General features: G+C 56.8%; 18 protein-coding genes. 8 read left to right on the top strand and 10 right to left on the bottom strand.

What is annotated here, in order from left to right:
• The first annotated feature begins 23 nt into the window (after positions 1 to 23).
• Complete coding sequence (locus tag ACWGXE_RS11770; RefSeq protein ID WP_447597957.1) at positions 24 to 782, top strand: hypothetical protein; 759 nt, start codon at positions 24 to 26, stop codon at positions 780 to 782.
• Positions 779 to 1,516, top strand: coding sequence for a TPM domain-containing protein (locus tag ACWGXE_RS11765; RefSeq protein WP_447597956.1), 738 nt, complete (start codon positions 779 to 781; stop codon positions 1,514 to 1,516). The genes ACWGXE_RS11770 and ACWGXE_RS11765 overlap by 4 nt, the downstream gene beginning before the upstream one ends.
• A gap of 1,132 nt (positions 1,517 to 2,648) precedes the next feature.
• Here the strand turns inward: ACWGXE_RS11765 and ACWGXE_RS11760 are convergent.
• From ACWGXE_RS11760 to ACWGXE_RS11750, 3 genes are all read right to left on the bottom strand, one after another.
• A complete protein-coding gene (locus ACWGXE_RS11760) occupies positions 2,649 to 2,759 on the bottom strand; it encodes a TIR domain-containing protein (protein ID WP_447603718.1) in 111 nt (36 codons plus the stop codon).
• 380 nt (positions 2,760 to 3,139) lie between these two features.
• Positions 3,140 to 3,502, bottom strand: coding sequence for a DUF5069 domain-containing protein (locus tag ACWGXE_RS11755; RefSeq protein WP_447603717.1), 363 nt, complete (start codon positions 3,500 to 3,502; stop codon positions 3,140 to 3,142).
• A gap of 315 nt (positions 3,503 to 3,817) precedes the next feature.
• Positions 3,818 to 4,498 carry a DUF3386 family protein gene (locus ACWGXE_RS11750; protein ID WP_447597955.1) on the bottom strand — a complete coding sequence of 227 codons (681 nt, stop codon included), beginning with the start codon at positions 4,496 to 4,498 and terminating at the stop codon, positions 3,818 to 3,820.
• A 270-nt stretch (positions 4,499 to 4,768) separates the two neighbouring features.
• Between ACWGXE_RS11750 and ACWGXE_RS11745 the strand changes: the two genes are divergently transcribed.
• Positions 4,769 to 5,101, top strand: coding sequence for a hypothetical protein (locus tag ACWGXE_RS11745; protein WP_447597954.1), 333 nt, complete (start codon positions 4,769 to 4,771; stop codon positions 5,099 to 5,101).
• 23 nt (positions 5,102 to 5,124) lie between these two features.
• On the opposite strand, the gene ACWGXE_RS11740 is transcribed toward ACWGXE_RS11745, so the two are convergent.
• Positions 5,125 to 5,409 carry an ATP-dependent Clp protease adaptor ClpS gene (locus ACWGXE_RS11740; protein WP_447597953.1) on the bottom strand — a complete coding sequence of 95 codons (285 nt, stop codon included), beginning with the start codon at positions 5,407 to 5,409 and terminating at the stop codon, positions 5,125 to 5,127.
• A 32-nt stretch (positions 5,410 to 5,441) separates the two neighbouring features.
• Positions 5,442 to 6,167 (bottom strand): hypothetical protein, encoded by a 726-nt coding sequence (locus ACWGXE_RS11735; protein WP_447597952.1) that lies wholly within the window; start codon positions 6,165 to 6,167, stop codon positions 5,442 to 5,444.
• A 116-nt stretch (positions 6,168 to 6,283) separates the two neighbouring features.
• Between ACWGXE_RS11735 and cax the strand changes: the two genes are divergently transcribed.
• On the top strand, positions 6,284 to 7,282 hold the full coding sequence (cax, locus tag ACWGXE_RS11730; protein WP_447597951.1) for a calcium/proton exchanger: 999 nt from the start codon (positions 6,284 to 6,286) through the stop codon (positions 7,280 to 7,282).
• Positions 7,283 to 7,382: 100 nt separating this feature from the next.
• Here cax and ACWGXE_RS11725 read toward each other — a convergent pair whose 3' ends face one another.
• From ACWGXE_RS11725 to ACWGXE_RS11715, 3 genes are all read right to left on the bottom strand, one after another.
• A complete protein-coding gene (locus ACWGXE_RS11725; protein ID WP_447597950.1) occupies positions 7,383 to 7,577 on the bottom strand; it encodes a hypothetical protein in 195 nt (64 codons plus the stop codon).
• Between the two features lie 171 nt (positions 7,578 to 7,748).
• On the bottom strand, positions 7,749 to 8,885 hold the full coding sequence (gene hemW, locus ACWGXE_RS11720; RefSeq protein ID WP_447597949.1) for a radical SAM family heme chaperone HemW: 1,137 nt from the start codon (positions 8,883 to 8,885) through the stop codon (positions 7,749 to 7,751).
• 296 nt (positions 8,886 to 9,181) lie between these two features.
• Positions 9,182 to 9,433 (bottom strand): hypothetical protein, encoded by a 252-nt coding sequence (locus tag ACWGXE_RS11715; RefSeq protein ID WP_447597948.1) that lies wholly within the window; start codon positions 9,431 to 9,433, stop codon positions 9,182 to 9,184.
• A 72-nt stretch (positions 9,434 to 9,505) separates the two neighbouring features.
• Between ACWGXE_RS11715 and ACWGXE_RS11710 the strand changes: the two genes are divergently transcribed.
• From ACWGXE_RS11710 to ACWGXE_RS11700, 3 genes are read left to right on the top strand one after another with little or no spacing between them, the layout of a single operon-like run.
• Positions 9,506 to 9,730, top strand: a complete 225-nt coding sequence (locus ACWGXE_RS11710) for an FmdB family zinc ribbon protein (protein ID WP_447597947.1) — start codon at positions 9,506 to 9,508, stop codon at positions 9,728 to 9,730.
• 6 nt (positions 9,731 to 9,736) lie between these two features.
• Entirely contained in the window at positions 9,737 to 10,069 is a 333-nt protein-coding gene (locus ACWGXE_RS11705) for a hypothetical protein (RefSeq protein ID WP_447597946.1), read from the top strand.
• Positions 10,038 to 10,745 (top strand): hypothetical protein, encoded by a 708-nt coding sequence (locus ACWGXE_RS11700; protein WP_447597945.1) that lies wholly within the window; start codon positions 10,038 to 10,040, stop codon positions 10,743 to 10,745. Before ACWGXE_RS11705 ends, ACWGXE_RS11700 begins: the two co-directional genes overlap by 32 nt.
• A gap of 1 nt (position 10,746) precedes the next feature.
• Here ACWGXE_RS11700 and ACWGXE_RS11695 read toward each other — a convergent pair whose 3' ends face one another.
• Entirely contained in the window at positions 10,747 to 11,514 is a 768-nt protein-coding gene (locus ACWGXE_RS11695) for a formylglycine-generating enzyme family protein (RefSeq protein WP_447597944.1), read from the bottom strand.
• Positions 11,515 to 11,642: 128 nt separating this feature from the next.
• Complete coding sequence (locus ACWGXE_RS11690; protein ID WP_447597943.1) at positions 11,643 to 12,395, bottom strand: TenA family transcriptional regulator; 753 nt, start codon at positions 12,393 to 12,395, stop codon at positions 11,643 to 11,645.
• 54 nt (positions 12,396 to 12,449) lie between these two features.
• On the opposite strand from ACWGXE_RS11690, the gene ACWGXE_RS11685 reads away from it, so the two are divergent.
• Positions 12,450 to 12,734, top strand: a complete 285-nt coding sequence (locus ACWGXE_RS11685) for a hypothetical protein (protein ID WP_447597942.1) — start codon at positions 12,450 to 12,452, stop codon at positions 12,732 to 12,734.
• The last annotated feature ends 24 nt before the right edge of the window (positions 12,735 to 12,758 follow it).

The raw sequence follows: 12,758 nt of genomic DNA, 5'->3' as shown, positions 1-12,758 counted from the left end.
GTTCGTCACGCGGAGATACCGACATGGCAAGTTTTGCGGTCTTTGAGGGGTTGCCCTCCGAAACACAAAGCACAATCCGATCCTATACCAAAGAGATCAGTACTGTATTCGGCACGCTGCTGGAAGGCGCCATTCTGTATGGGAGCGCGGTTCGCGGCGACTTTCTGCCGGGCCGGTCCAATCTGAATTTCTTGTTGTTGCTGGCCGCGCATGATCGATCTAAACTCGCCGCCTATGGAAAACTCCACAAGAAGTGGGCGCGCGCGCACGTTATTGTCCCGTTGCTGCTGACGGAAGCCGAGCTCAACGCTTCCGTCGCGTTGTTTCCCTTGGAGTATATGGAGATCCAGGAACAGCATCGCCTGCTGACGGGCCGTGATCCGTTCATCGGATTGCATGTCGATACCGCGGGCCTGGAACTTCAGATTCGACAGAATTTGCGGGCGAATTTGCTGAGACTGCGGCAGCGGTTCGTAGAAGGAGGAGGAACCGAAGAGGCGATCACGATTCTGCTCCCGCTTTCATTGACAGCTGTTCTTCCCTGTATACGGGGCCTTCAGCGTCTGGCGCAACGCAAAACATCCGGGTCGGCGGAGCAACTGTTGGTCGAATGGCAGGACGTGACAGAGGCGGACTGTTCGGGGTTTTTGGACGTCCTGCATCTAAAGCGCGGTCTTATTACTCCCGGGCCGGTCGAGGTCCCGCGGCTGTACGATCGCTACGCCGCCGCTCTGGAGGCGTTGATTCACTGGGTCGAGTCGTCTCGGAGGAGCCGGACATGAGAGGGAGGCGGGGATTGTGGGCGTTCCTGTCGATGAGCCTGTTCGTACTGCTCCCGCTTGGAGGAACGGCGCAGGCCGGGCCCTATGAAAAGATTTCTTTGCCTGAACCGTTGGGATATGTCAGTGACCACGCCGCTATCATCGATCCGGATTGGAAAGCCAGGATCCGATCGGTCTGTCAGGATCTTGAGCGAAAGACCGGCGTGGAAATGATTGTCGTCACTGTGCCGTCCTTGAAGCCGTTCAAGACGGCAGACGAATACGCGACGACCTTGTATCAGCGATGGGGAATTGGAACTGCCCAAGATGAGCATGGAATTCTTGTGCTGCTGTCCGTCCACGAACGGCAGGCGGCGGTGACCGTCGGCCGTCGGATGCTGCCGGTGACCACCGGCGAGGTCGTGCGCAAGATAGGCGCCGACTATCTGGATCCGGCGATTCGGAACGGACATTTTGGCGAGGGATTGTATCGAACGGCGGTTGGCTTGGCCACGGTGTCTCAGGATATCCGCGTCGGTATTCTCGCCAAGAAACATTTTAAGGGGCTGGGTTTCTGGTTGACGCTCTTCACCGCCGTGGGTGCGCTTTCATTTCTCTGGTGGTTGAGCAGACCGGATCTTCGCCATCCGTACGGCCGTCTCAGGCGCGGCGAATACTGGGGCAGCGGGCAAGGAGGATTCGGGGGGAACTTCGGCGGCTTCGGCGGGGGGATGAGCGGGGAAGGATTGAAATGAACGCGCGGCAGAGTGCGCTCCAAGCCGTCATTCCCGCGTAGGCGATAATCCACCGGCATCGAATCGACCGCACTTAGCGAATGATGGCCGCTGTCATGCGTGCGGTGCTCCCCACCTCTCAGAACGACCCTTCCGGGCTCAGCCGAGCGGAATCCCTTCTGGAATTCCTTCAGCTGCGATCATGTGATCGCAGTGCTTCAGTCAGTTCCAGCTTTCCTTCTCGGCCAAGCCTCGGTGGGTCCCCGTTCCTCCGGCAAGGTCGCACGCAGCACGACAGCGTCCTGATGAATAAACGGTAACGTCGAACAGTGCTTGCCGCCGCTACGCGACCGCATCTGCTCGGCAAGTGCGAAATCACCCTGCCGGCTCACCGTCTCGCCGGCGTCCGCAAAGACTCGAAGACACTGGGCGCTCACCGTCTCGCGCCCGTGCGCAACATGACGCTCCTTCTTCGTCGCGTCGCGGACCCCCCGATCCCCCGCGCGATTCGCGACGCAGGTCTTACCGTCCCATCACTATTCGGGAAAGGCTCATCGCCATGTCGTGAGGCGCACCGCACATCCGTTCCACCCGCGAATGCTAAGAAAGAGAAGCGTCCGGCTGACGCTGCGGAAAGGCGCGTCTCGGCGCGCCGGGGTGGGCGGGTGAGAAGAGTGGGCAGCTCCGATTTCGCCATAATGCGATGAGCTGGATTCCGCTATTGCTCATTGCCTGTCTGCCGCGCGCTCCTTTAAAGCTGCCCTCCTGGTCCAGGCAGACAAAAGGAGCCAGGAGAACTCAGAAGGAAAGGAGGAGGATCGAGAGAAATCCATTAACTTGTGTTCGGTAAAAACCGTCCAAACAATGTGGGCAAGCTCATTTATAGAGCTTCATGATGATCCGCACGAATGTCCTAAAGAAAACTGATGATCATCTAGGACAAACTCAGATGCAGCCCATAGATGGGTTCGCCGCAGCGCGGAGCTTATAAAAAGCCGCTGGCCTGACGGTTATTATTTCGTGACGCCATCTTCATTGTGCCAGAGAATTACACCAGACCAGACGTAGTCTCCCATGTTTGTCAGAGAGCCGCCAGAAACCGACGGACCGTATCTTCGACAGGTGAAATGTCAGCCTTGTCTTCCAACGACGCCTAGATATCGCCTCCTAAGTCCGCTGGCATCTTTGTTCCGCTCTGCCGAATTATCAAGACGCGTTTCTTGCCTTTGGCGCTAGCAAAATAGCCAGCCTCGAAGACGACGATCGCGCCTTAATCTCATACGAGTATGCCCGTTGAGGTTTTGTGAATGAGTCGATGCGGGTGGAACGGATGCGCGGTGAGGTTCGCGGCATGGCGGCATGGCTGTCCGGTTAGGGCAGTGGTGCCGAACGCGCCGGCATTGCGATGCTGCATCGCAGCATCAGGCGCGCTCGGCGAAACAGAAGAAAGTTCGCAGCGCAACCCCTGCTCAACGCATCATGGCGCGACCGAATCCGCGCGCCGTTCGTCACCCGCATTCTGAATCCATGTATCTTCCTTCCAGACGTCATCCATCCGTGGACTAACTACAGTATCCCGGTTCGGGCAAGAAATGGTGGCAGGGATGTTTGGGATGTTTGGGATGTTGGAATGGTGGGAAAGAGTTATGACCGTCGCGGCACCGCTCGCTCTTCCTCTAAATCAAGCAGATCGGCCCAGGTTGTAATATCGGTGCGGGAGGCATCGATCGTGTCCCGCGTTTTTTTGAAGGAGGCCAGTTTTTCAGGGGTGTCCGGAGCATGGCTTAGCAGCCGTTGATTGAACTCCGCCACCTCCGCTTCACTGCGCGGGTGGGCGGTCTTAGAAAACCACTCCACTAGTTTTTCATCTGACGATGCGCGCTTGGCCGCTTCCGTGAGCTGCTCCGCGGTAATTCCGGTAAAGTCCAACAAGAGTCGGTCCATCGGGCAGGGATAAATGTAGTCGCCTTGTGTGCCGATGAGCGTCGCCCGGCACTTGTCCAACATTCGGCCCAAGTGAACGTAGCCCGCCGATTGTTCACGCGGGCTACGGGGCGGCTGGCGGCGCAAGTCCATTGAGAGAAGTTAGGCTTAAGTCAAAATATTCCGAGTGGTCCGGCGGACCAAGCGCGACCATTGCCGAGAGGAGTGAGGGGCCCACCGAGGGTTTGCGGGGCAGGAAGGCCGGAACTGACCATGCCACTGTGGTTTATGACCACAGGCACGGGAATTCCGGAAGGATTCCGCCCCGGCAAGCTCTGGAAGGGCCACTCCGGAGGTGGGGAAGCGCGGGTCGTGCTGGACCACAAACACCCCGTTAGGTTACAGCAGCTTGTGATTGCGGAAGGTCAGCGTGCGAACCACGACCTGTCCGTTTTCATAGGAGATGATACGCCTCGTTTCGGGCAAATCAGACGCGCCGACACGGACATGGGTATCTGTGAAGCTTTCCACGTTGTTCAGCTTTCCATTGTCCGGAGCGTAGTAGTAGACGGTGTACTTCGTCGTCAAATTCTTCTTGTCTTGGGTCAATGCGCTCTCTTCGACGTTAATCGTAAAAGCAAACGGTTGCATGCCAGGATGCGCCATCTTGCGGTTAATCTGAGTAATGCGGTTGTCCTTGAGGCGATAGAATGAATTCGAACCGTGAATGATCAGCTTTGGCCCGAACGGATGCCCGTCATCTTCCATGGTCAGCGTATACTTTCCATCCGACTCTTCAAAGCTCCGGGGTCCGCGATGAACCGCGATCATTCCGAGTTGGTCTTGCGTCCATTTTTGGAGGTCGGCATCCGGCAATGTGGCGCTCACATCACGCGCGCCCTTGACCGTCACCGACCCTGATATTTCCTTCCCGTCTGTATTCACGGTCAAGTCGGCGGAGAAACCCCTGAAATCTGGTTGCCAACGGGCGGTATTCTCAAAAGCTCTACGCAAGAGTGACCGCGCCGCCGGATCATCCGTGACTGGGGTCTGTTCGCGCTGGGAAGTAGTGCTTTCCATGTCGTGATCTCCTTTATGGAACTGTGGAAAAGGGGTGATTATACGGGCGCTTCACGCATTGCACAATGGAAGAAAATAGGAGACTCTGTAGTTGGCGCTAAAAGCCCCAATTAAAGTGAAACTTGATATAAATGATGAAGCAGGCTGTTTTCGCGTGGACTCACCAGTTTTTTCCACTTGGAAAAATGCCCCTTCGTCCTGTATAATCACAAGCCGTACCTTCACATTGACGGCGATGGGGTCCCAGCACCCAGAAGGAGTGGTAGCGGTATGGAGCGACGGGCAGCTTCGCACACCGAAGAAGAAGAGATGAACCAGCGGCGTCGCCTGCTCACCTCGGCTAGGAAAGGCGATCCCAAGGCCATCAGCAAGCTTTTCGAGCTTTATCAGGTGCGTGTATTAAGCGGTGATATGCTCAACAAAATGAACCGCGCATATTATAAGTCTGCCAGCCAGGAAAAATCTGTTCAAGCCAGCGGGTCTTCCAAATCCGGCAAGGGTGAAAAAGTGGCTCACGGTAGCCGGAAGAGCGGGCATACGCCCGGAGAAAAGCCTTCGAAGTCATCAAAGACCCAATCCGCCAAAGGAAAAGGCGGGCGTTGACCACTCTGAGTGACCCTACTCTTTCATTGAACGGCGACTTTCAGTCCTCCACCGGCCAAGCGCGCTCCTATTGACTCTGCTTCCTTCCGGTTGCCCGCATAGACCGTGGCTTGACCCTCATGGTCGATTTTCCAAGCTAGCTCAAACGCGCGGGATGAACTCATCCCGGGAATGATCCGGCAAAAGAGTGTGATTACCTGCTGATAGGTATGGCAATCACAATTGAAGACGACGACCTTTGCCTCCAAGTCGTCTCCGGTCCCCACGTCGGTAATCTCGTCGGTATCAGGAGTGACTGTTTCAATCATGTGAGTATCCAACTATCCGCGTTGATACGTTGTTATAGTCCCAACCCGCCGTCCTCGTCCAAGACGTAACTCTTTCCTCCTATTCGAAGGATTCCGTTCAGCAGCAGATGATCAGCGAGGTTTATCCCATCACGATTGCAGGATCGCCGCAAGAGCGCGTGATGCCCGGGAGAATCCGTCACCACGGCCAACCGATGGTGAAGCGCGAGCCGCCGGGTCCATATACCGGAGGCGGCGGTTTTGATCAATGCCAATCCGTATTCGAATTCGTAGCCTGCCGCAAGCGTTGGCCGCGATGAACTCATGCGCCGCACATTCTCCACTGTATAGGGATGGACGGCACGGGAGTCGTCCATCAAGCATAACAGAGCCGCCGGTCCAGGCACGACCGTATCTCCGATCATCATTCCATGCGAGGGGTCAAATAGACCGCGCTGAAATCTCCGTTGGTCCGTCAAGACCTGATGAAACAACGTCCGCCAGATCGGGTCCGTCATATCTCGATCGATGGCTGCTTCAAGCTCGGTATCCAGGGTGCCGCTCGTGTGATGGCCTTGAATAATGCGGCCTGCGGTAACGAGTTCTGAGTGTCCGTCCCCCATGCGATCTTGAAAGGCGGTCGTGCCGAAGAATGGCGTGAGTTGAATCGCCATATAATCACGAAAGTGCAGCGTGTGAAAATGCTTCAGCAGCAATGTCAGGGTCTGCTCGGAGCAGAGATGAAATGGGTAGTAGAGGGCGTTTCGATGCTCGGTCATTTCATCGACACGGTGCGACGGCCATGCTAGGGTGGCGGCGATGGGCTTCCTGTTTGAATCCTGGCTGAATGCGCTTCTGATCTTCGCGCCGATCTCGCTTCTTTTGGAAGTGATTCATGCCGATCCTGTATGGATCTTTTTCGGGTCGGCGCTCAGTATCATTCCCTTGGCCGGGCCTATTGGGTACGGCGACCGAACAGTTGACGGCCCGCGTCGGAGCCGGAATCGGCGGTCTCTTGAATGCCTCTCTTGGAAACGCCGCGGAACTGATTATCGCGCTGGCCGCGTTGCGGGAGGGCTTGCACGATGTGGTCAAGGCTTCGCTCACGGGGTCGGTCATCGGCAATATTCTGCTTGTCTTAGGTGCGGCCATGTTCGCCGGCGGTCTGCGACATGAACGACAAAACTTCAATCGGACGGCCGCCGGCACCAACGCGAGTCTCTTGCTTTTGTCTGCGGTGGGTCTCGTCGTCCCGGCCCTCTTTCATTTTACAGCTTCACAGCGGGGCGTTGCGATTGAGCGCGAATTGAGCTTCGCCATCTCGGTCGTCCTGTTTCTGATTTATCTGTTGAACCTGGCTTTCTCGCTACGGACCCATTCGCATCTTTTTGCAGGTGACGCTCATGCGGAAAGGGAACAAAACAAGCATCCTTGGACGATCAAAAAATCGGCCGCCGTGCTGACCATTGCGGCTGCGCTGATTGCCTTGTTCAGCGAATTGCTGGTCGAAGCGATTGAACCAACCGCCCGCCGATTGGGTATGACCCAAGTGTTTGTCGGGGTGATTCTGATCGCGCTGGTCGGCAATGCGGCAGAGCATACGACGGCCGTAATCGTGGCGATGAAGAACAAAATGGATTTGGCGCTCGGGATTGCGGTCGGGTCGAGTTTGCAGATTGTGCTCTTGGTGGCGCCCCTGTTGGTGTTTTCCCGCTATCTCTTCGGCAAACCCCTGGATTTGATCTTTACGCCGTTTGAGGTGGCTGCCGTCACGATGTCGGTATTGATCGTCGGATTTGTTTCGATGGACGGAGAGTCGCACTGGTTGGAAGGAATTATGCTGCTGGGAGTCTATCTGATCCTTGCGATCGCCTTCTTTTTTCTGCCGGCCTAGCGCCGGGAATTATAAATGCTGAATGAGGAATGATGAATGGTCGGTCTGTAGCGCTACAGAGTTCACAATTCATCATTCAGAATTCCCCATTCAGATTGAGTCACCACTTGTCCATGTCGATGACTTCGGTCGCATCCCAGAGATTCTTCCACTCCGCTTCGGCAATGGCTTTTTCACGATCCAGTTCGGTCTCCTCACCGAATTGTTTCTTCACGGTATCCGGAGTTTCGGGCGCCGATTGATCGGTCGCCTCCTGCGAGGAAGGCCGCTTTTGCTTGCGTTTACGTGGATCCATGTTGACCGGCATATATATGCGACTCCATTCAAGTTCAATCATTAGTTTCCTACCGCCTCGGGTGGAATGTCAATGCTGCGACTTCTCTCGGTGATAAGTTCCAGACAGCTATGAAATATGTCCGTTGTGTCATGCCTGACGGTGGGATAAGGGGCGTTGAAAAGAATCAGACTACAATAATTGCACCGAGACCTCATCGGCATATCGCCTTCCATGGGCGGTCAACCGGACCGATTGACCGGATTGCTCCAGATACTGCTCCTCGAACAGTCGGCGGACGGTAACGGCCCAGTCTGGCGAAGGATCGAGGCGCAACCAGTCCACGGGTATTCCAGTGGTTTTGCGAAGTCCGAAAATCACTGCTTCCCGCACGCGCTGGATAGGTGATAGATATTCGGTCTCTCCATGAGGCAATGTGCCCGCATCCAGCAGCTCGGTATACTGTTTAAGGTCGGCGACATTGCCGTAGCGTCTATTTTCAACGTAGGACTGGGCGCTGGGTCCCAACCCGAGATATGACCCGCCGGTCCAATACAAAAGATTATGGCGGCACTGCGAATCGCCGCGATGATAATTCGAGATCTCGTAGCGACGAAATCCGGCACTGGCCAACACTCGTTCCGCCAGGTCGTCCAGTTCGTTCTGGAAATCGGCGTCAGGCGCGGCAAGTGCGCCCGTTTGAACCGCATTGTCCAGCCTCGTGCCTTCCTCCACGGTGAGCGCATAGCAGGAGACATGTGAGGGATTCAGCGCGATGATTTCTGCCAGCGAGGCATACCAGCTTGCCGCAGTCTGTCCGGGCAATCCGTACATGAGATCGAGGCTGATATTGGAAAAGCCTGCTTGCCTGGCCGCTCCAACGGCTACCGCCGTTCCCATTGGTGACCCAGGTCGTCCCACGCGAGTCAATTCTTCTTTCCTCATTGATTCCGCCCCAAAACTGATACGGTTGAATCCCGCTTCGACGAGTTCACCGAGCGTCGCCGGAGTCACGCTATCGGGGTGGGCCTCGATGGAGAGCTCCGCTTGCGGGTCCAGCATAAAGGATTCTCGAATCAGAACGAGAATCGACCGCAATTGTTCAGTGGACAAGGTCGTTGGCGTGCCGCCCCCAAAATAGATAGAGGTGAGGACCTCATCTCGAAACGTCCGGTTTGCCCGATGGAGCCTGACCTCTTTAGTAAGACCGCGGACATAGGCCGCGGCCTTCGCCTTGTCATGGATTTCGAGATAGAAGGCACAAAAGTGACAACGGCTCCAGCAAAAGGGCACGTGGATGTACAAGCCTCTGTCTGAAGTCGACTCCATAAGATCGCTCAGGGCAACTAGCCGCATCATTCGTGACGGGTCGTCACGAAATGGCGGAGTCGCGTCGCGAGGTCCACGCCGTGCCGAATAAGGCACGGCACGTTTGTGGACGCCGCCGAGTCGGTGAGGCGGCGGTGTCCTGCGCATGGAGGCGCGAGGGCCCGAAGCATACTTGAGGCAGTATGTTGAGGGGCCGAGCGGCGAGCCCGCCCGCCTACGCACCGTGGAACCCGTGTGCAGGCTTGGCGCAGTAGCGAATCCGTCATTGCAGTAGAACTGTTCATGAATAATGCGGGCTAAGGTTGGGAAAAATCGCGCCTCATCGCCACTTCGATTTCATCGGCAGGCGACTTGCCGCGATTCCGCACGTGGACGGTCCACGACGGATATTGGCGTAACGTCTCAAAGAGCGCTTTGATGAGCTCCGGCTTGATGCGGCGTTCCCAATCGCCCAACCAGGCATATTCTTCCGCGTCGCCGTCATAGTCATCCGAAAATTCGGCTTCAAGACTGATTCGAAATACGAAGCTTTTTTCTTCCAGTGGCATGGGCAGGTCATCCTGATTGCGAATTGGGTGTGGCGTTTTTTATAATGTCGATCAGATGGAGGAATAACGACCATGCCTATCTTCGAATATGTATGTCGGGAATGCAACCATCGGTTTGAGTTGTTGGTCCAAGCCTCGACTGCGCCGGCTTGTCCCTCATGCAAGGCGACATCGCTTGACAAACAATTCTCGGCGTTCGGGGTGGGAGCCACGTCGGATTGGGCCGGTTCAAGTGGACCCGGCGCTTGCGGAAGCTGCGGAGATCCTCGCGGGCCCGGCGCCTGCTCCATGAACTGATGCGGCATGGATCAACAGGCCAATCTTCAAGAAGAGGCCCTTCGCCTCGCCATCGGCACAGTCTCTCAATCGGATCCGCTTCTTAAATTGCTGGAGCAGGTCAAGCTCAGGCGGATGAAACCGACCGATGCGGGATTGCGCGCGGTGACCGAATCCTGGCTGGCCATTTATCGCCAAGTGCTCTCCGGCGATCAATTCGACGCGGCTGCTCTCGTCCGCCTGGATCCTTCTCCGCGGCTGGCCGTTCTTGTGGAAGCCGGGATCCTGGCGGAGGATCACGGCGCGCTGGCGGAGCTGAAGACTTTTTATGCGACTCGCCTGGCGGCTGCGGCGCGGTGAATCCTTCGCACTTTTTCTCATCGCACTGTTCGTCTGGCACGGCCGTGCGATGCAGGATTTATTCGTCTCCGCGTCGCCTGAGCCGGCGGTCGATGTCCGCCCAGTAGTCGTCGCGGAAGAATCTGCGCTACCGACTGTGCTGCCACAAGACTCCCGTCTCCTTCTACGATCGGAGCCGGTTGAAGCCTTTCTGGCCGACCTGGAGGAGACAATCCCTGATTGGACAGTTGTGTACGGCCGGGGACATCATGATCCTGAGTTCGATGACCGGTTGTTTCAATTGAACCGGAGCCGTGACGAGCGGCGTCGGGACAAGGTCGCGTTGGGACAGCGGGTGACCTTTCTCTGGACGGGGCGGCTGTCGCAATTCGATCCTGACCGGCACGGTTTTCCCGTCGCGGTGGGACCGGAATTTGTCCGTACCAGATGGGGTGTGGTCCGCTTCAAACCGGCGGATCTTCCGACCCTGACGGCCGGTGCAGCGGCATCTCTGCAAGAACGTCTGATCAGCCGGATCGAGAACGGCGAGGCAATCAACATTAAAGTCGCTATGACCGGACATCTGATCGCGGAGGAATCGGTGATCTATGACTTCTCCCACGAGGACGAGGGGCAGGGACTCATCATGCCGGTCGTGCAGGTCGAGCAGGTTGACTATGTCCTCATGGAGCCGTGACTCACAGCGCGTCTTTGGCGCAGCGGAAGCCGGTGCCGCTGGGTCGGCTGTCCATCGTTCCCCAGTCGCGATCGGTGGCACGTAGACTCACGGCCGGTTTCAGCCATGAACCTCCCCGCATGGCTTTGATGGCGCCTCGGTCCGGTCCGGTGGGATTCGAGAGGGGGGCGTCCTTGTAGTAATTCGGATTGTACCAATCCTCGACCCATTCGGCCGCATTGCCGGCCATATCAAACAAGCCATAAGCATTGACTCCGGCGGGAAAACTGCCCACAGGCAGGGTGAGGACCTCTCGTTTGAGGCCTCGTTCCTTGGAGATACGTGCGCCCTCACCACGAAGCCAAAACTCATCCCATTCGGCGCCGTTCGAAAAGTCGATTTTGCGGCCGGCCCAATAGCTGGCGCTATTGGCTAGATTCAGATCCCACTCGTCTCCCCAAGGGTAGATCCGCCGGTCGGTTCCTCGTGCCGCCTTTTCCCATTCCGCTTCGGTCGGTAACCGTTTTCCGCGCCAACGGCAAAACGCCACCGCATCGTCCCAACTGACATTCACCACCGGATGACGATCGATGCCCGGTAAGGGGTGTCCCGATTCCCAGAGCGTCGCAGCGGGGTTGGCATTTGCGGGACTGCGATGGCCCGTTGCCTGGACGAACTCAAAATAATCGGCGTTCGTGACCTCGTGACGGTCGATCCAAAATCCCGACAGAAACACGCGGCGCTCCGGCTGTTCATCAGGCAGTCCGTGGCTGCCGGCTGGGGCTCCCATGGAAAATTCTCCCGGCGGCACGAGCGCCATGTCGCCGGTGGAGGAGTTGTCAGCGAGGCTGTGCGCAACGGGAGATAGGAACAGGAAAACACTGAGGACAAGAGCCCAGCCTATTGCGGGCGGGCGAATCAGGGCTTTCGGATCTTGCAGGCGCGGGCGACCGCATCTCGATAACGAAGCCACAGTTTGAGGGAAGTAACGAGACATGCGATTACGGCGTCTTGTTCTCGTCGTGTGGGCACATAATGCATCACCATATCATAGGCGTCCTGCCGATGGCCTGATTCAACTTTCTGATGAGCCCGTATGAGATCCATATGCCGGGCTTCAACTCCATGATGACGCACGAGGGGGTGGGCTTCCACATAGGCTTCGATCGCCTCTTGTGTACGAGGCTTTGGGGGATCGAGGATTTCTTTGCGATCCTTGACGCTGCCTTCCACGAAAATCGCCATGACGGCCGCTCCGATGACCCATGTGCGGCTGGCGGTCATGCGATCGAGCCATCTTCGATAGGCCGTGCTGGCGGGAAAGAGCCGCGCGCGTTGAAAGGCATCGAGGTCGAATCCCAAGCCTTGCATCATTTCGTGGAACAGTTCCGGGTGCGAGCGACCGAACGACAGGCCGCCCGTATCCTCTTCATAGATATTTTCCGCGAGCATCCTCCGCACGTCTGCCGGTGGATTTTGACCGTGGACGCGCGCCAACAATACGGGAAAATCCCGCACGTAGACGTGATATTCCTGCTGGTAATGGATTTTGAGTTGATGCTTGGCAGTCCCCGGCCCCATCAGCAGGGGCCAAGCCCAGTGGTGCTTGCGGTCCATGATCGCCAAGAGACGTTCACGAAACTGTTCAGGAGTGAAGGCTTTCTTCGGCATCGCTTGCCATCCTTCTCGACCAATCGTTAGAATCAGCCCAGGTGGGGCTCACACATGGATCCGATCACGATTCAGAATTCCGATGACATCCTCAATTTCCTGGCGGATGTGTCGCTGCGCGGCCGCGGGTTCACCACCGACTGCCTGCTCGATTATGTGCTGGACGAGGGATTCACCGAACCGATTTATCTGAATGCCTCCGGAGAAGATCCCGAGGCCTACTTTAAAGGCGAGCCGAAAGCCTGGGCAATCTACCAAGTCCGTGAATGGAAACGAGTCTTGACGGTCTCGGGAGGACTGGGAAAAGATCGACGAGTTCAAATCACCGAAACCCCGTGATGGCTTCCGATTGCGCTCCGATAC

This window comes from Nitrospira sp. Nam80, from assembly GCF_965152575.1.
Note: the sequence above shows the minus strand (reverse complement) of the source record. Positions and strands in the feature narration are given on the sequence as shown.